16 protein-coding genes are annotated in these 16767 nt (G+C 67.4%); 9 read left to right on the top strand and 7 right to left on the bottom strand.

Translation table 11 applies throughout. The annotated features are described in order from the left end of the window. From ACFE86_RS07280 to ACFE86_RS07260, 5 genes are all read left to right on the top strand, one after another. On the top strand, positions 1-161 hold a 161-nt coding region (locus ACFE86_RS07280), incomplete at its 5' end, for a methenyltetrahydromethanopterin cyclohydrolase (protein WP_375454662.1). Positions 162-223: 62 nt separating this feature from the next. Then, entirely contained in the window at positions 224-1129 is a 906-nt protein-coding gene (locus ACFE86_RS07275; protein ID WP_375454658.1) for a RimK family alpha-L-glutamate ligase, read from the top strand. Then, the gene (locus ACFE86_RS07270; protein WP_375454657.1) at positions 1129-1977 is read left to right on the top strand and encodes a triphosphoribosyl-dephospho-CoA synthase; all 849 of its coding nucleotides are present in this window, start codon (positions 1129-1131) and stop codon (positions 1975-1977) included. The genes ACFE86_RS07275 and ACFE86_RS07270 overlap by 1 nt, the downstream gene beginning before the upstream one ends. A 218-nt stretch (positions 1978-2195) precedes the next feature. Further along, on the top strand, positions 2196-2708 hold the full coding sequence (fae, locus tag ACFE86_RS07265; RefSeq protein ID WP_375454656.1) for a 5,6,7,8-tetrahydromethanopterin hydro-lyase: 513 nt from the start codon (positions 2196-2198) through the stop codon (positions 2706-2708). A 198-nt stretch (positions 2709-2906) separates the two neighbouring features. Next, positions 2907-3080 carry a hypothetical protein gene (locus ACFE86_RS07260; protein WP_375454655.1) on the top strand — a complete coding sequence of 58 codons (174 nt, stop codon included), beginning with the start codon at positions 2907-2909 and terminating at the stop codon, positions 3078-3080. 198 nt (positions 3081-3278) lie between these two features. Here ACFE86_RS07260 and ccrA read toward each other — a convergent pair whose 3' ends face one another. Next, positions 3279-4577: a crotonyl-CoA carboxylase/reductase gene (ccrA, locus tag ACFE86_RS07255; RefSeq protein ID WP_375454654.1), complete on the bottom strand. Its 1299-nt coding sequence runs from the start codon at positions 4575-4577 to the stop codon at positions 3279-3281. Between the two features lie 336 nt (positions 4578-4913). On the opposite strand from ccrA, the gene ACFE86_RS07250 reads away from it, so the two are divergent. Then, positions 4914-6941, top strand: a complete 2028-nt coding sequence (locus ACFE86_RS07250; protein WP_375454653.1) for a protein meaA — start codon at positions 4914-4916, stop codon at positions 6939-6941. A gap of 187 nt (positions 6942-7128) precedes the next feature. Further along, positions 7129-8781 carry an HNH endonuclease family protein gene (locus ACFE86_RS07245; RefSeq protein ID WP_375454652.1) on the top strand — a complete coding sequence of 551 codons (1653 nt, stop codon included), beginning with the start codon at positions 7129-7131 and terminating at the stop codon, positions 8779-8781. A 227-nt stretch (positions 8782-9008) separates the two neighbouring features. Here ACFE86_RS07245 and ACFE86_RS07240 read toward each other — a convergent pair whose 3' ends face one another. Then, the gene (locus ACFE86_RS07240; RefSeq protein WP_375454651.1) at positions 9009-9965 is read right to left on the bottom strand and encodes an IS1595 family transposase; all 957 of its coding nucleotides are present in this window, start codon (positions 9963-9965) and stop codon (positions 9009-9011) included. Positions 9966-10239: 274 nt separating this feature from the next. Here ACFE86_RS07240 and ACFE86_RS07235 point away from each other — a divergent pair, with 274 nt between their 5' ends. Then, positions 10240-11169 (top strand): NAD-dependent epimerase/dehydratase family protein, encoded by a 930-nt coding sequence (locus ACFE86_RS07235; RefSeq protein WP_375454661.1) that lies wholly within the window; start codon positions 10240-10242, stop codon positions 11167-11169. 69 nt (positions 11170-11238) lie between these two features. Here ACFE86_RS07235 and ACFE86_RS07230 read toward each other — a convergent pair whose 3' ends face one another. The 4 genes from ACFE86_RS07230 to ACFE86_RS07215 form a co-directional block, all read right to left on the bottom strand. Next, positions 11239-11559, bottom strand: a complete 321-nt coding sequence (locus ACFE86_RS07230) for a PepSY domain-containing protein (protein WP_375454650.1) — start codon at positions 11557-11559, stop codon at positions 11239-11241. A gap of 177 nt (positions 11560-11736) precedes the next feature. Beyond that, on the bottom strand, positions 11737-12078 hold the full coding sequence (locus ACFE86_RS07225) for a hypothetical protein (RefSeq protein WP_375454649.1): 342 nt from the start codon (positions 12076-12078) through the stop codon (positions 11737-11739). A gap of 59 nt (positions 12079-12137) precedes the next feature. Beyond that, complete coding sequence (locus ACFE86_RS07220; protein ID WP_375454648.1) at positions 12138-12698, bottom strand: Uma2 family endonuclease; 561 nt, start codon at positions 12696-12698, stop codon at positions 12138-12140. 70 nt (positions 12699-12768) lie between these two features. Continuing rightward, positions 12769-14214 (bottom strand): homospermidine synthase, encoded by a 1446-nt coding sequence (locus tag ACFE86_RS07215; RefSeq protein WP_375454647.1) that lies wholly within the window; start codon positions 14212-14214, stop codon positions 12769-12771. A gap of 343 nt (positions 14215-14557) precedes the next feature. Between ACFE86_RS07215 and ACFE86_RS07210 the strand changes: the two genes are divergently transcribed. Beyond that, the gene (locus ACFE86_RS07210) at positions 14558-15229 is read left to right on the top strand and encodes an invasion associated locus B family protein (RefSeq protein WP_375454646.1); all 672 of its coding nucleotides are present in this window, start codon (positions 14558-14560) and stop codon (positions 15227-15229) included. A gap of 103 nt (positions 15230-15332) precedes the next feature. Here ACFE86_RS07210 and ACFE86_RS07205 read toward each other — a convergent pair whose 3' ends face one another. Next, the gene (locus ACFE86_RS07205) at positions 15333-16766 is read right to left on the bottom strand and encodes a diguanylate cyclase domain-containing protein (protein WP_375454645.1); all 1434 of its coding nucleotides are present in this window, start codon (positions 16764-16766) and stop codon (positions 15333-15335) included. Position 16767: the final 1 nt, after the last annotated feature.

Raw genomic sequence — 16767 nt, 5'->3', positions numbered from 1 at the left:
CCCCCTTCGCCGAGATCTTCGCGCGGGTGAACGGCGACTTCTACAAGATCGACGGCGCGCTGTTCTCGCCGGCGGAAGCGATCGTGACCTCGGTCAAGACCGGCACGACCTTCCGCGGCGGCCGGCTGATGCCGGACCTCGTCGAGGCGTCGTTCGCGTAGCGCACGCGAAGCCCTCCCCCCTCTGCTGGGGAGGGCTGGGCGCCAACTGAGAGTCACGAAAGATGCGCATCGGGCTCGCGGCCGACAACGGCGACTGGCACAAGGCCCGGCTGCTGGCGGCGTTGCGCGCGCAAGGGGCCGAGCCGGTGCTGTTCTCGCTCGCCGACGTGGCGGTCGTCACCGGCGGCGGCGAGCCGCTGCGGGTGCCGGGGTTCCCGGCGCTCCCCGACGGGGTGCTGCTGCGGACGATCGCCGGCGGCACCTTCGAGGCCACCACGATGCGCCTCGGCGTGCTGCACGCCCTGGCGGCGGCGGGCGTCACGGTCTGGAACGGTCCCGTCGCGATCGAGCGCGCGGTCGACAAGGCGGCGACCAGCCTGCTGATCGCCCGCGCCGGCCTGCCGACGCCCGACACCTTCGTGGTCTCGCACCGCGCGGCCGCGGCGGAGATCGTCGCCCGCGAGGCCGGCCCCGGCCGGCCGCTGGTGCTGAAGCCGCTGTTCGGCTCGCAGGGCGAGGGGCTGCAACTGATCGCACGGCCCGACGAGCTTCCGCCCGAGGACGCGGTCTCCCGCGTCTACTACCTGCAACGCTACGTCGCCCGCAGCGACGGGCTGTGGCGCGATTATCGCGTCTTCGTGTGCGAGGGCCGCGCCATCGCCGGCATGATCCGCGAGGGCGACGGCTGGATCACCAACGTCCATCGCGGCGGCCGGCCGCTGCCGTGGGCGATGCCGCCGCGCGCGGCAGAGCTCGCCGAGGCCGCCGCCGCCGCGGTCGGGGTCGACTACACCGGGATCGATCTCGTCGCGGACGGTGCGGGCGGCTTCCTGGTGCTGGAGGTGAACGCGATGCCGGCATGGTCCGGCCTGCAGACGGTCTGCGAGGCCGACATCGCCGCCGCGGTCGCCCGCGGCTTCCTCGCCGCCGTCCGCGCCGCCCACCGCCCGCGCCGCGTGGTGGCGTGATGGGGCTCGCGCCTCCCGAGATCGCGACGCTCTACCAGGCCGCGTGCCTCGCCGAACTCGACGCGCTGAAGCCCGGCAACGTCCACGCCCATGCCGCCGGCCACCGCATGACGGTCGCCGATTTCGTCGCCAGCGCCGCAGCCTCGGCTCCGGCCCTGACGCAGGGCGGCGCCGGGATCGGCGCGCGGGTCCGCGACGCGGTCGCAGCGACGCGGGCGGCGGTCGGCCAGAACACCAATCTCGGCATCCTCCTGCTCTGCGCGCCCCTGGCCTGCGCCGCCGAGCGCGGCAGCGATCTCGCGAGCGTCCTCGCCGCGCTCGACCCCGCGGATTCGGCGGGGGTCTTCGCGGCGATCCGGCTCGCCGGCCCCGGCGGCCTCGGCCGGGCCGGGCGGCACGACGTGGCGGCGGCGGCACCCGACGCGCTGCTCGCGGCGATGGCCGAGGCCGCCCCGCGCGACCGCATCGCCCGCGCCTACGGGGACGGCTTCGCCGACCTGTTCGCGGTTGGCCTGCCGGCGCTGGATTCCGCCCGCCGGGACGGGCTCGATCCGGTCTGGTGCACGACCGCCGTGCATCTGGCCTACCTCACCGCCTTCCCCGACAGCCACGTCGCCCGCAAGCACGGGGCGAACCGTGCCGAAGCCGTGCGGGCGCAGGCCGCCGCGTCGCTTGCGGGGCTGGACCTGCGGACCCGGCCGGTGGCGCGGCTGCTCGCCCTCGACCGGGCGCTCAAGGCCGCGGGCATCAACCCCGGTACCAGCGCCGACTTCACCGTCGCGACGCTGTTCTGCGACGCGCTCGCGGGCGCCGGCGCGCGGCTCGGAACGGCCGGTGCCGGCACGTGAAAGGTTCCCGCCGCCAAGCTCCCGCGGCGGTTTTAATTTATCGATTTCAGGACCTTGGGCAGGGTTGTGACAACCTGTACCCCGCTGTAGGGTCCGCGCCGCTATCCGGGCAAACCGGCTCGGCTCACAGGCCGGGCGCCGACAACAAGGATGGCTTCCGGCCGCGCCCACGCTTGAAGGCCGCGGTCTCCAGCTTGGAATCCAGGGAGAGAACCCGAATGGCAAAGATCACCAAGGTTCAGGTCGGCGAAGCCCTCGTCGGCGACGGCAACGAGGTCGCCCACATCGACCTGATCATCGGGCCGCGCGGCTCGCCCGCCGAGACGGCCTTCTGCAACGGCCTCGTGAACAACAAGCACGGCTTCACCAGCCTGCTCGCGGTCATCGCGCCGAACCTGCCGTGCAAGCCCAACACGCTGATGTTCAACAAGGTCACCATCAACGACGCCCGTCAGGCCGTCCAGATGTTCGGCCCCGCCCAGCACGGCGTCGCCATGGCCGTGCAGGATGCCGTCGCCGAGGGCATCATCCCGGCCGCCGAGGCCGACGACCTGTTCATCCTGGTCGGCGTGTTCATCCACTGGGAAGCAGCCGACGACGCCAAGATTCAGAAGTACAACTACGAGGCCACCAAGCTGTCGATCCAGCGCGCCGTCGCCGGCGAGCCGAACGCCGCCACCGTCACCGAGCAGCGCAAGTCCGCGACCCATCCCTTCGCGGCGAACGCTTAGATCGGGGACAGTCCTGGGCAGAGCGTGCCTCCGCCCGCACCGCGGGGCCTGCTCCAGCGACTGTCCGCTATCTTCCTCGGACGATAGGCGACGAGAGGCGGGACGGCGATGAGCCGCCCCGCCTTCTTTTTTATCCGCTTGCCGTGTGCGAGTCTCACCCGGCACGCCCATCCCGACGATCACGCAAGGAGGACCGGCATGAGCGAGAGCAACACCTTCAAGAAGGCGCCCAAGCGCAAGACGGAGAAGGCCCGCAAGGTCTCGGTGTCGCCCGAGATGCGGCAGGCCTACGCCGACCTGATCACGGAGAAGGCGACCAAGCAGGAGAGCTACGGGCGCCACCTGCCGACGACGGAGACGAAGGGGCGATAGCCGCGATCCGCGGGCCGCCAGGCCGGCGCCTCTCCCTCCTGCGGGCTACCGGATTCCCACATCTCGCGGCGTCCGGGGATGATGCGCGGGTCTTCCCTCCCCCTCTGCGGGGGAGGGCAGGGCGCGTCGGTCGCCCCTTTGGGAGAAGGTGGCTCCCGACCTTCGCGTCAGCCGAAGGCCGCCCTTCCCCGCAAACGCTCAGCGCGAGAACCCGCTCGCCTCGATCACGTCGTCCACCGTGCGCAAGCCCGCCCGCGGGGCGTTGACCAGGCAGGCCATGTTGCCGGGCGGGTGCTGGTTCTTCCACATCTTGGTGTGCGCCTGCGGGATCTTGGCCCAAGGGAACACCTCGCTCATGCACGGGTCGACGCGGCGGTCGAGCACGAAGCGGTTGGCGGCCGAGGCCTGCTTCAGGTGGGCGAAGTGCGAGCCCTGGATGCGCTTCTGCCGCATCCAGACGTAGCGGGCGTCGAAGGTGATGTTGAAGCCGGTGGTGCCGGCGCAGAACACCACCATCCCGCCGCGCTTCACCACCAGCGCCGAGACCGGGAAGGTCGCCTCGCCCGGATGCTCGAACACGATGTCGACGTCGTTGCCCTTGCCGGTGATGTCCCAGATCGCCTTGCCGAATTTTCTCGCTTCTTTGGTCCACGCATTGAATTCAGGGGAGTTCACTTTCGGGAGCTGGCCCCAGCAGTCGAACTCCTTGCGGTTGATGACGCCCTTGGCGCCTAGGCTCATCACGTAGTCGCGCTTGGATTCGTCCGAGATCACGGCGATGGCGTTGGCGCCTGACGCGGCGCAGAGCTGGACGCCGAACACGCCGAGGCCCCCGGACGCGCCCCAGATCAGCACGTTCTGGCCCGGCCGCACGGTGTGTGGCGGGTGGCCGAACAGCATGCGGTAGGCGGTGGCGAGCGTCAGCGTGTAGCAGGCGGCCTCCTCCCAGGTGAGGTGCTTGGGGCGCTCCATGAGCTGGCGCGACTGCACCCGGCAGAACTGCGCGAACGAGCCGTCCGGCGTCTCGTAGCCCCAGATGCGCTGCGAGGACGAGAACATCGGGTCGCCGCCGTTGCACTCCTCGTCGTCGCCGTCGTCCTGGTTGCAGTGGACGATGACCTCGTCGCCGACCTTCCAGCGTTTCACCTTGGCGCCGGTGGCCCAGACGATGCCGGAGGCATCCGACCCGGCCACATGCAGCGCCGCCTTGTGCACGTCGAACGGCGAGATCGGCTCGCCCAAGCCCGCCCAGACGCCGTTGTAGTTCACGCCGGCCGCCATGACGTAGACCAGCACCTCGTCGTCGCCGATCGCCCAGGTCGGCACCACTTCGAGCTGCATCGCGTCCTCCGGCGGCCCGTGGCGCTCGCGCCGGATCGCCCAGGCGTACATCCTGGCCGGCACATGGCCGAGCGGCGGGACCTCGCCGATCTCGTAGAGGTCCTTGACCTCGCCCGTCCCGGCTTCGGCCGGTTGCAAAGCCGCGCTGGCCGCCATCGTCTCTCTCCTGATCCGTTTCCGTGTCGTGCGCGCGGTTCTGGAAAAGCCGCGGTTCGGGTTAGGGCTATAGCGACGAAGCCGAGAGCCTCCAAGTGGGCCGAAAGGCCGATACGAGGGCACAGGGACAGGTAAAGACGGCACCGGCCGAAGTGGATGCCCAGCGTATTCAAAATACACGTTCAGGCGGCCTCAAGAATATTCCTGTGCCCGTCCGCGGTGATGTCTTCGTCGTCCCGGACGCCGATATCGTCCGGACCGTTGACCTGATGACGTTGCGCTGCCGCTTCGCTACGGTGCGCCCGACGCATGCAGGCGATGACGGAGTTGGGCGGGATGAGCGGTCGGGCAGGCGTCGCCGAAGTCAAGCGTGACAAGCCGTGGATCATCCGCACCTATGCGGGCCATTCGGATGCGGCGGAATCGAATGCGCTCTACCGCGGCAACCTCGCCAAGGGCCAGACCGGCCTGTCGGTGGCCTTCGACCTGCCGACGCAGACCGGCTACGACCCCGACCACGAGCTCGCCCGCGGCGAGGTCGGCAAGGTCGGGGTCTCGGTGGCGCACTTGGGCGACATGCGGACGCTGTTTGCCGACATCCCGCTCGTCCAGATGAACACCTCGATGACGATCAACGCCACCGCGCCGTGGCTGCTGTCGCTCTACTTGGCGGTCGCCGAGGAGCAGGGCGCGCCGTTCTCGGGGCTGCAGGGCACGACGCAGAACGACATCATCAAGGAATACCTGTCGCGGGGCACCTACGTGTTCCCGCCGGCGCCGTCGCTCCGGCTGACCAAGGACGTGATCCTGTTCACGACCCGGCACGTGCCGAAGTGGAACCCGATGAACGTCTGCTCCTACCACCTGCAGGAGGCCGGCGCGACGCCGGTGCAGGAGCTGTCCTACGCGCTGGCCATCGCCATCGCGGTGCTCGACACGGTGCGCGACGATCCCGATTTCGAGCCCGAGAGCTTCGCGGACGTGTTCGGGCGGATCTCGTTCTTCGTGAACGCCGGGCTGCGCTTCGTCACCGAGATCTGCAAGATGCGCGCGTTCGCCGAACTCTGGGACGAGATCGCGCAGGAGCGATACGGCATCGACGACCCGAAGAAGCGGATCTTTCGGTATGGCGTCCAAGTGAACTCGCTCGGACTGACGGAGCAGCAACCCGAGAACAACGTCCACCGCATCCTGATCGAGATGCTCGCCGTGACGCTGTCCAAGCGGGCACGGGCGCGCGCGGTGCAGTTGCCGGCCTGGAACGAGGCGCTCGGCCTGCCGCGGCCCTGGGACCAGCAATGGTCGATGCGGATGCAGCAGATCCTGGCCTTCGAGACCGATCTGCTCGAATACGACGACATCTTCGACGGCTCGAAGGTGATCGAGGCGAAGGTCGAGGCCCTGAAGGCCGAGACCCGAGCCGAGCTGGAGCGCATCGGCGGGATCGGCGGCGCGGTCGCCGCGGTCGAGACCGGGGCGCTGAAGCAGGCGCTGGTCGAATCGAACGCCCGGCGCATCTCGGCGATCGAGGCCGGCGACCAGATCGTCGTCGGCGTCAACAAGTGGCAGCAGGGCGAGCCGTCGCCGTTGACGGCCGGCGAGGGCGCGGTCTTCACCGTCTCCGAGACCGTCGAGATGGAGGCCGTGGCCCGTATCCGCGCGTGGCGATCGCAGCGCGACGACGCCGCCGTCGGCGCGGCGCTCGACGACCTTGAGGCCGCCGCGCGCTCGGGCGCCAACATCATGCCGGTCTCGATCCGTGCCGCGAAGGCCGGCGTCACCACCGGCGAGTGGGGGAGCCGCCTGCGCGCGGTGTTCGGCGAGTACCGCGCGCCCACCGGCGTGACGCTCCAGACCGTCTCGTCCGGCGCCGCGGAGGAGGCCAAGCTCCTGATCGCCGACCTCGGCGCGCGGCTCGGCGAGACCCCGAGGCTCGTCGTCGGCAAGCCCGGCCTCGACGGGCACTCGAACGGCGCCGAGCAGATCGCGCTGCGCGCCCGCGACGTCGGCTTCGACGTCACCTACGACGGCATCCGCCAGACGCCCGCCGAGATCGTCGCCAGGGCGCGCGAGACCGGCGCCCACGTCGTCGGCCTGTCGATCCTGTCCGGCAGCCACGTGCCGCTGGTGCGCGACGTGAAGGCCCGGATGCGCGAGGCCGGCCTCGACCACATCCCGGTCGTCGTCGGCGGCATCATCTCGCCCGACGACGAGCTGGTGCTGAGGAACATGGGCGTCTCGGCGGTCTACACGCCGAAGGACTACGTCATCGACACGATCATGATCGGGCTCGCCAAGGTGGTCGAACGGTCGCTCGACAGACCCAGGCGGGGCGCGGCCGAGACCGGCGCGCGGGTCTACTGAGCGTCCGCGTCGCGACCCCGGCGCACCGGCGGCCGCGCAGGGCAATCGGGTGAAACCCGATTGTCATCCTTCCGGGCGCGAAGAGCGCCCCACGGAGCGGGCTTTGCAGGACATACGTGGCGATATTGTACTTCGCAAACCCAGCGAGGCGATAGCGCCGCATGTCCTGCAAACCTGAGGTGATATGATGCAGGCCCGAATCAGTGAGTTTGCTTGGGGCGCCGAAGGCATGGCTACCAACGTCGTCAATCTTGATGCCATGATACCGCGGGAGGATATGGCAAGCCCCTCTGGCGACATCAGGGCTCAAAACTCCGAAAAGATTTCGATTACGGATCTTGATACTGGTTTTTTTAGCGCAATGCTTAGGAAGCCGGATTTTCAGAGAGAAACCGCTCATTGGACGCCCGATAAAGTAGCTAACTTAATCAAAGCGTTTGTTAAAGGCGACTTAATACCTGCTTTAATTCTATGGAGAAGAGGTGCAAACATATTCGTAATTGATGGTGCGCATCGTTTAAGTGCTTTATTGGCATGGATTAAAGATGACTACGGTGTCGGACGATTGTCTCAGGAGCACTTTGGGTCGCGTATTCCCGAAGAGCAGGCACGAATAGCTGCAAAGACACGAGATTTAGTCAATGCGGCTGTTGGGCCATACGCGCTGTTCTCAGGAGCGCGTCATAACCCGCGCACCGCATCCCCGGAGGTTCTGGAAATTGTCGGTAGGCTCGCCGCAAATGCGCTTGTTGCTCAATGGGTTCCTCAGGTGGAGCAAAGCGCCGCGGAAGAATCATTCTTTACTATCAATCAAGCGGCGACTCCCATTGATGCGACCGAACAGCAAATTTTGCGATCGCGAGATAGGGCTAATGCAATAGCCTCTCGCGCGATTGTCCGCGGCGCTACCGGACATAAGTATTGGGCAGCTTTCCCAGAGGCGACTCGCATTGAGATCGAAGAAAAAGCTAGAACTATCCACGAGTATCTTTATGCCCCGCCGCTTTCTGCTCCGATCAAAACTTTAGATGTCCCAATCGCCGGTAAGGGTTACAGTGCTCTGCCTTTTGTTTACGAGCTTGTTAATTGGTCCAATAACGTTCCAGACCCACCAAAAGGAAAGCACTCTGCATTAGAGCCGGACATTGACGGTAGTGCTACACTAGAGTACTTACGAAGCGTCCAGAGATCTGTGGGGCTGATCACAGGCGTCGATATGCGATCCTTGGGTTTGCACCCGATTGTATATTTTTATACGAGGGGGGGAGAATTCCAGCCTGCAATCTTTATTGCTATTGCAGATTTTGCAAGGCAGTTAGTTAAAAGAGAAAAACTGGTTGAGTTTACTAGAGTTAGAGGAAGATTTGAGCAATTTATCATTACTCACAAGGATTTCGTTACGTCAATAGTTAAAAAAACTGGCGGAAAAGATAAAAGCCACCCCCGCCTATTTCGGTACTTTGATAAATTGATAGAAGAACTTTCATTAGAAAAAGATGAGATGGGGGTGTTGCAAGCCCTGGTAAACAGTGACGAGTTTAGTTTTCTTCTATCTACTCAACCGCTAGCCATAGACCAAGAAGATTCCAATCCAAGGCGGCGCTTTAACCGCGCAACAAAATCAGCGGCTTTCTTAGACGCGGCGCTGCCAACAGCGTTGAAATGCGCAGTATGTGGTGGATTTGTTCATGTCAACTCAATGCAGTTTGACCACAAAACAGAGGCTCGGAATGGTGGGGCTACTGATGCGAGCAATGCGCAGGTAACACACCCCTATTGTAATTCGGCCAAATCTATTCTTCAAGGTATTAAGTTTGCGGCGGCCGAGGCTTCCGCTTAGGAGGCACCGTTTTGGCGAAAGCCCGCTCAAACGCTTCGCCTGTCTCATCGCAGACGAGTTCGCGGGCGGTCTGCTTGAAGCGGTCGAGTTGGGCTCTGTCGGGCGTGGCTTCGTCGGACTTTGGCGCGGTAGCGGTCTTTGCGGGCATGGGTCCTCCTATCGGTGAGGATGCCACATGTAAGGGGCCGAGGGCGAACCGCTATCGCTTCGCCCTCGGCCCTCGATGTTTATACCCGGCCACCAACCGTTCGATAGGTGAGGCGCTTGCCGGTGACGCTGCGAAGGAGGTTGTCGGCACGGTCAAGGTCGTTCACGCCGAGCTTCACTCGGTTGTTATACCGGAAGTCGAACTCGGCGAGGTAACGGTGCAGGTGCTTCTCAGCGCAGTGCTGATAGATACCCTTCATGCCGCGCTTGAAGACGGAGAATACGCCTTCGATGGTGTTGGTGTAAGCCTCGCCACGGACATACTCGCCGGCCGAATGCTTGACGGTCTGATGGTCGACAAAATGACCGGTGACATCGCCATACAGCTTGCTCTCATCGGTCATGAGGCGGCTCTCAGCCGACACGTTGCCCTTCACAATCGCGGTTACGGTAGCCTTGTCAGCCCGCTCAGGATGGAAGGACCGGACGCTACCACCGCGCTCCACAAGGGCAACGACCGCACGCTTGTTGGACGGGCCGGATTTGCCCCCGCGAGTGAAAGGAGTCGCATACTTCCTGCGGGGGCGCTCTTTCTCGGTTTTGCCGTAATAGGTTTCATCCGCCTCAACGGTAGCGCCCTCGCCGCCAAGCGGGCCCATGGTGCCGTCAGTCATGGCCTCCCGGATGCGATGGGACATGAACCATGCGGTCTTAAGGGTGACGCCAAGGGTCCGGTGAAGCTGGTTGCTGCTGATGCCCTTCTTGCTCGAAGCCATGAGGTACATGGCCTGGAGCCAGAGGTTCAGCGGGACGTGGCTTGCTTCGAAGATGGTGCCGACAGTGACGCGGAACTGCTTCCGGCACTGATAGCACTTGTAGAGACCAATGCGGGTCGCCTTGCCCTGCATCTTGGAGATGCGCTCGAAGCCGCCGCAGTGCGGGCACACAGCGCCCTCGGGCCACAGGCGGCTCTCAACCCAACCATAGGCTGCTTCTTCGGTGGCGAAGTGCGCGGCGTTCAAAACGGAGCGAGACATGGCGGCAACCCTTTGATGCCGCTACCATACCACAGTCAGTGGGTTTGGCAAGTATAATATCGCCACATACGTCCTGCAAAGCGTCGAGCGGAGCGACAGCCAAGGCCGCGGATGCGGCCGCCGGCGCGTGAGGCTCAAGCAAAGAACACAGGGCAATCGGGTTCACCCGATTGCCCTGGGCGGCCGCGACGCTTGCATCGACCGTCGCCCACCGTCACGCTCGCGCCCGTGCCGGCGGGCCGCGGTCTCGCCGGCTTTCGCGGAGAGGGGCGGGATCGACGTGGGCCAATGCGTGGCGCTGACCGGGGCGACGGGCTTCATCGGCCGCCACATCCTGCGCAGCCTCACGGCGCGCGGGTACCGCGTCCGCCTGCTGCTGCGGCGGCCCGTGGATGCGATGCCGGACGGCGCCTCCGGTGCGGTCGTGGGCGACCTGACGCGGCCGATGAACATGGCGGCCGCGCTCGCCGGCATCGACGCGATCGTGCATTCGGCCGGCCTCGCCCACGCCATGTCCGGCGCACCGGAGGACGATTACCGCACCCTCAACACCGAGGCGACGCGACGGCTCGCGGAGGCTGCGGCGAAGGCGCGGGTGCGGCGCTTCGTGTTCCTGTCCTCGATCCGCGCGCAGACCGGGGCGAGCGCCGCCGGAATCGTCGCCGAGACCGATACGGCAGTCCCGACCGACGCCTATGGCCGCTCCAAGCTCGACGCGGAACGTGCGATGGCCGAGGTCGGCCTCGACTGGGTCGCCCTGCGGCCGGTGCTGGTCTACGGGGCGGGCGTGAAGGGCAACATGGCCGCGCTCGTGCGGCTCGCCCGCACGCCCTGTCCGCTGCCGTTCGGATCGCTTGCCGGGCGGCGCTCGCTGGTCTCGACGGAGAGCGTCTCGGACGCCGTCGACGCGGTGCTGCGGGCGGAAGGGCGGCTCGATCGCCCGCTGATCGTCGCCGATCCGGACGCGCTGACCGTGCCCGAGATGGTGACGGCCCTGCGCGCGGGCCTCGGCCGGAGGCCCGGCCTCGTCCCGATCCCCGCGGCGCTGATCGGCCTCGCCTGCCGGCTGACCGGCCGGGACGCGATGGTTTCGCGCCTCGCCGAGAGCTTGGTCGCGCGGAGCGACGGCCTGACCGCGCTCGGGTGGCGCCCCGCCGCCGCGACGCGGAGCGGTCTCGCGGATTTGGCCCGAGCAGCCGGTTGAACAGCCACTGGCCGCAAAACGTCCCGGTCCTCTCGGGCCGGGACGGAGCGCGCGATACGATCGCCGCGATCAGCGGCGGACGTCGATCACGTCGCCGGACCGGCTGTCGACCACGACGGTGATGTCGTCGCCGCGCCGGTCCGAGCCACGGACGAGGATGCGCGGACCGCGGCGGTCGACGTTGTCGACGTCGACGAGACCCTGGCGGCGGGCGATGCGGACGGCGTCGCCGCGGCTCAGATCCACGTCGTCGCGCCGGCCGCGGTCGCGATAGCCCGGATCGACGCGCACGCCGCCCGGTCCGATCTGGACGCCCTGCGCGGAGGCCGGCGCGGCCAGCCCGAGACCTGCCGTCAGCATCAGGCCCGCCACTATCGTCTTCGTCCGCATGCGTTCGTCCTTTCCTCGGCGCGCCGCGATCGGGTCAGCGCCGCCCTCTCGATCAGCGCCTCAATCGGGGCAGGCACCGGATGGTTCCCCGAGCGATCGGGCCGGACAAACCGGGGCCGGGGCGGTCGGCTCCGCCTCGGACCCGGCCGGCACGCGGGTCCGACGGCGCCCATTGGCCTACGCCGGCGCGCGCTGCGGCTTGCCGGCGAGCGCCACGTAGAAGCCGAGCCCGTCCTGCGCCGGCAGCGTCTGGAGGCGCTCGATCAGCCCGCGGCGCCTGGCGTCGAGCAGCAGGCGGCCGGCGGGCTGGAACAGGGTCTCGCCGCCGCCCTCCGGGGGCGGATCGAGGCGGATCGCCACGGTCCTGCCCTTGGCGAAGCGGCTGCGCTCCAGCATCTCCCTGAGCGAGGTCTCGGCGGTCGCGCGGTCGGCGCCGCGCAGGTCCATCACCGATTCGGCATCGGTGACGCCGAGCGCGCCGCGCAGGGTGTCGGCGTAGGCGTCTTCGGACTGGGGCAAGGCGGCAACCTGGTTGCGGGACGGACTTGGTTTCAGGACAGATCTGGGCCGGAAGCCATTCAGAATACGACGCGGGCGTAGACATCCGAAACGGCGAGCGTTCCCCCGAGTTCGGGCAGGTCGATCGTGGCGTCGCGCGCAAGGACCTCCTTGCTCCAGCCGGTCTCGCGGCGCCAGGCCTCCACCCGCATCTCGTCCTGGTAGACGATGAGGAAGCTTTGCAGGGACGCGACCGACTTGAAGAAATCGGCCTTACGCCCGCGGTCGATGCTCATCGTCGAGGGCGAGAGCACCTCGGCCACCAGCAACGGGTCGCGGGTGTAGCCGTCGAGGGGAAGCGGGCCGCACTGGACGACGATGTCCGGGATCGGTGCGAAATCGTCCATGGCCGCGCTGAGCACGGCGAGGCCGGGGAGCGCGCTGCAGCCCTTGCGCTCCGCGAGGTCGTCCAGGCGCTTCCCGAGGTTCATGACGATGCGCTGGTGCCGGCCGCTCGTGGGCGACATCAGCACCGGCCGGCCGTCGAGGAGTTCCCAACGCTCCTCCTCGGGCTTGGCTTCGACCCAGGTCTGGTATCCCGCGACGCTCATGCGATCGTCGCGCTTGGCAGCTACCGCCATCACGACCTCCTTCGTCGAGGCCGCGATGGTAGCATCCCGGCGGGTGTCCGCAACGGGCGGGCGGATGGCCTCAGCCGTGCACGAGCACGTTGCGGAACTGCCAGGGGTCGCTCGGGTCGATGTCCTCCGGGAACAGGCCCGGGCGGCCAGTGAGCGGCGTCCAGTCGGTGTAGACGCCGACGACCGGGCCGAGATACGGCATCTGGACCTCCAGGCAGCGTCGGAAGTCCATCTCGTCGGCCTCGACGATGCCGGCCTCCGGGTTCTCCAGCGCCCAGACCATGCCGGCGAGCACCGCGCTCGTCACCTGGAGACCGGTGGCGTTCTGGTAGGGCGCGAGGCGGCGCGTCTCCTCGATGGAGAGCTGCGAGCCGTACCAGTACGCGTTCTTCGCGTGGCCGTAGAGGAGCACGCCAAGTTCGTCGATGCCGTCGGCGATCTCGTCCTCGCCGAGGATGTGGTGGCGCGCCTGCACCGTTCCGGCATTGCCGAGCATCTCGTGCAGCGAGAGCACCGCGTCGTTGGCGGGATGGTAGGCGTAGTGGCAGGTCGGGCGGTAGGCGGCCCGGTCGCCCTCGCGCACCGTGTAGTAGTCCGCGATCGAGATCGCCTCGTTGTGGGTCACGAGGAAGCCGAACTGCGCCTGCGCGGTCGGGGTCCAGGAACGCACGCGGGTGTCGGCGCCCGGCTGGAGCAGGTAGATCGCGCACGCCGAACCGGTCTCCTGCTCGCGGGCGTTGTCGGGCTTCCACGTCTCGTGCGTGCCCCAGCCGAGCTCGGCCGGCTGGTTGCCCTCGGACACGAAGCCCTCGACCGACCACGTGTTGACGAACACGCCTGCAGGCTTGGGCTGCTTGGCGCGCTGGGTGTCGCGCTCGGCGACGTGGATGCCCTTGACGCCGACCTCGCGCATCAGCGCGGCCCAGTCCGCGCGCGACGTCGGCTCCGGGGTCGTCGAGCCGGTGGCCTCCGCGATGTCGAGGAGCGCCCGCTTCACGAACCACGAGACCATGCCGGGATTGGCGCCGCAGCACGACACCGCCGTGGTGCCGCCGGGGTTCTGGGCGCGGGCGGCGAGGATGTCCTGGCGTAGCGCGTAGTTGGTGCGGTCGCCCTGGCTCTTCGTCCTGTCGAAGTAGAAGCCCGGCCACGGCTCGGCGACGGTGTCGATGTAGAGCGCGCCGAGTTCGCGGCACAGTTCCATGATGGCGCGGGAGGAGGTGTCGACCGAGAGGTTGACGCAGAAGCCCTGTCCGCCGCCCTCGGTGAGCAGCGGCGTCAGCACGTCGCGAACGTTCTCGCGCGTGAGGGCCACCTTCTCGAAGCGCAGGCCGTGCCCGTCGGCGAGCGGGCGGTGCGCGTCGTCGGGGTCGATCACGGTGAAGCGGGTGCGGTCGTAGGCGAAATGCCGCTCGATCAGGGGAAGCGTGCCGCGGCCGATCGAGCCGAACCCGATCATCACGATGGGCCCGCTGATGCGGCCGTGGATCGGCCATGGGGTCGGGGTATCGGTCATGGGGCGGTCGATCCTTCGGATGGGGCGGCGCGCAGGGAGCCCGGGTTAGGCGGCCGATGTGACGAAGGGGCGACGGGCCGGGCTCGCACGCGGCGGAAGCCGATGCGAAACCTCGAAGAATCCCGCCTCGTCCCGGATGCGGCCCTAGTGCCGCCTCGTGCCGCGACGGTCAACCGCGGAGCGGGCTCACGAGCGCCTGCCCTGCGACCGACCGACAGGTCACGCCCGGCCGCGCGATCCCGTGTTTCCGCCGACCGGCGATTGCGCCGCCCGGGATTGCGTCGTTCAGGCTTGAGCGGTAGGCGGCTCCCTCTGCCACGTCGGCCGAGGGGGCCGTTCCCGCATGTCGCCGATCCGCGCGTCCCGCCGTCCCGCGATCCTCGCCGCCGTGCTCGTGGTGCTGGCCCCCGCGATCACGCCCTGCGCCGCACAGGAAGAGGCGCCGGCCGGCAACGCCGAGGCCGCTCCGAAGCCCAGGCCGAAGCCGCGCGCGCCCGCGCAGAAGCCCGCGCCGAAGGCGACGCCTGCGCCCGCGCCGGCCGCGACGGCCAAGCCCGCGGCGATCTGGCCGGCCGGCGCGCTCTCGATCAGCGAGAGCTACGGCGACTGGACCCTGACCTGCGCCCGCTCGGAAGCCGCGACCTCGTGCATGCTGATGCAGTCGCAAGGGGACAACAAGACCGGCAAGCGCCAGTTCGCGATCGAGCTGAGGTCCCCGAAGGACGGGCGTTCGGAAGGGCTGATCCTGATGCCGTTCGGCCTCGCGATCGATCCGGGCGTCACGTTCAAGCTCGACGACGTGGTGCTCGGCAAGGGCGCGCCCTACGTCTCGTGCAGCGGCGAGGGCTGCCTCGTGCCGATCAGCTTCCCGACGCTGGCCACCGACGCGATGCGGACCGCCAAGACCCTCGTGGTCATCGGCCAGAAGCCCGGGACCGACGAGCCGCAGCCGATCAGCGTGCCGCTCGGCGGCTTCGCCCCAGTCTGGGACCGGGCGATCGCGTTCGGCGGTTGAGGCAGGCCGGCTCGGGTGGGGGGCGTCGAGCCTGCGAAGCGTTCTGATCCGGGTTGAGCGCCGGCCTACCGCACGGGGTCCGCTCGCCGCACGGGACGACGCTTCAACCGGATCGAAAACGCAACGATTTCAACGATCCGTCTCTGGAAGAGTACTCAGGGCTGGCAAAACGGAACGTGTTTCGTCCTTCAGCCTTGGCGCGATACAGCGCCAGATCAGCACTCCTGTAGATGGTGTCGGAATCGACACCGTGCTGCGGAACGAGGGCGATACCGATGCTCAGGCGCACGCTCATCAGACCGCCATCGATAGCGAACGGCGGCTCCATAGCTTGGATCAGACGTTTTGCCAGAACGCTCCCGGTCTCCGGCTGGCCGGCTCCCGTCTGGATGATGACAAACTCGTCACCGCCGATACGGGCCACGGTGTCCTCGGCCCGAACGACCTCCTTGAGTCGGGCGGCGACCATGCGCAGCAGCGCATCCCCGGTCTGATGGCCGAAGGTATCGTTCACGGTCTTGAACCCGTCGAGATCCAGGCAGAACACGGCAAAGGACGCGCCTTGCCGTTTGGCCAGCGCGATCGCCTGAACCAGCCGTTCGCTCAGCAAGGTCCGATTGGGTAGATCCGTCAGGGCATCATGGCGAGCCAAGTGCTCGATCCTGTGCTCCGCCTCCTTGCGCTCGGTGATGTCGCGCACCGAGGCGACGTAGCCGTGGTCATGCCCGCCCTCCGCAGTCCGTGTGCGGCTGAAGGTTACCTCGACCCAGACCCACGAGCCGTCCTTGCGCCTGTAGCGTTGCCGGCCGACCGCCTGCTCGACGCGGCCTTCGCCGAGGTCGCTCAGGATGCGGTCGTGCTCCTCGATGTCGTCGGGGTGGACGAAGTCGCGGGGGCGCGTGCCGACGAGTTCCTCGGGCGCGTAGCCGAGAAGGGCCTTCGCGGCCGGCGAAACGTACCGGCGGGTGCTATCGAGATCGCACCACACGATCATGTCGCTCGTGTTCTCGGCAAGGAGCCGGAACTGTGCCTCGCTTTGCCGGAGCTGACCTTCCACCCTGTGGAGGCGCAACTGCGCGACCACGAGTTCCGCCAAATCCTTGAGTTGACATTGCTGCGCGTTGCTGAGCGAACGCGGAACGGTGTCGATGATGCAGAGCGTGCCGACGTGAATGTCCGGGCTGAGAACGAGCGGAGCGCCGGCGTAGAAGCGGATGTGCGGCGCGCCCGTAACGAGCGGATTCTGCGCGAATCGCTCGTCCTTCGTCGCATCCTCGACCACCAGCACCGCCGCGGAGAGGATCGCGTAGGTGCAGAACGCAACTTCGCGCGCGGTCCCATCCACCTCCAGGCCACACTTGGCTTTGAACCACTGTTGATCTTCCTCAACGAGGGACACCAGCGCCATCGGTGTGCCGAACAGGGCCGCTGCCGTGCGGCATATAGCGTCAAGATATGCGTTGGGTGCGGTCCCGAGGATGCGCAGGTCGCGCAGCACGCCGAGGCGCTCGGCTTCGTTGAAGGGTAGAGGATACATA

Origin of the sequence: uncultured Methylobacterium sp., from assembly GCF_964244095.1 — a bacterium.
GTDB lineage: Bacteria > Pseudomonadota > Alphaproteobacteria > Rhizobiales > Beijerinckiaceae > Methylobacterium.
Note: the sequence above shows the minus strand (reverse complement) of the source record. Positions and strands in the feature narration are given on the sequence as shown.

Coding starts and splice junctions, on each gene's coding strand:
- ACFE86_RS07240 (WP_375454651.1), bottom strand. CDS start 9,965: ATGTCTCGCTCCGTTTTGAACGCCGCGCACTTCGCCACCGAAGAAGCA.
- fae (WP_375454656.1), top strand. CDS start 2,196: ATGGCAAAGATCACCAAGGTTCAGGTCGGCGAAGCCCTCGTCGGCGAC.
- ccrA (WP_375454654.1), bottom strand. CDS start 4,577: ATGGCGGCCAGCGCGGCTTTGCAACCGGCCGAAGCCGGGACGGGCGAG.
- ACFE86_RS07205 (WP_375454645.1), bottom strand. CDS start 16,766: ATGTATCCTCTACCCTTCAACGAAGCCGAGCGCCTCGGCGTGCTGCGC.
- ACFE86_RS07250 (WP_375454653.1), top strand. CDS start 4,914: ATGAGCGGTCGGGCAGGCGTCGCCGAAGTCAAGCGTGACAAGCCGTGG.
- ACFE86_RS07215 (WP_375454647.1), bottom strand. CDS start 14,214: ATGACCGATACCCCGACCCCATGGCCGATCCACGGCCGCATCAGCGGG.
- ACFE86_RS07245 (WP_375454652.1), top strand. CDS start 7,129: ATGCAGGCCCGAATCAGTGAGTTTGCTTGGGGCGCCGAAGGCATGGCT.
- ACFE86_RS07210 (WP_375454646.1), top strand. CDS start 14,558: ATGTCGCCGATCCGCGCGTCCCGCCGTCCCGCGATCCTCGCCGCCGTG.
- ACFE86_RS07275 (WP_375454658.1), top strand. CDS start 224: ATGCGCATCGGGCTCGCGGCCGACAACGGCGACTGGCACAAGGCCCGG.
- ACFE86_RS07260 (WP_375454655.1), top strand. CDS start 2,907: ATGAGCGAGAGCAACACCTTCAAGAAGGCGCCCAAGCGCAAGACGGAG.
- ACFE86_RS07230 (WP_375454650.1), bottom strand. CDS start 11,559: ATGCGGACGAAGACGATAGTGGCGGGCCTGATGCTGACGGCAGGTCTC.
- ACFE86_RS07270 (WP_375454657.1), top strand. CDS start 1,129: ATGGGGCTCGCGCCTCCCGAGATCGCGACGCTCTACCAGGCCGCGTGC.
- ACFE86_RS07220 (WP_375454648.1), bottom strand. CDS start 12,698: ATGGCGGTAGCTGCCAAGCGCGACGATCGCATGAGCGTCGCGGGATAC.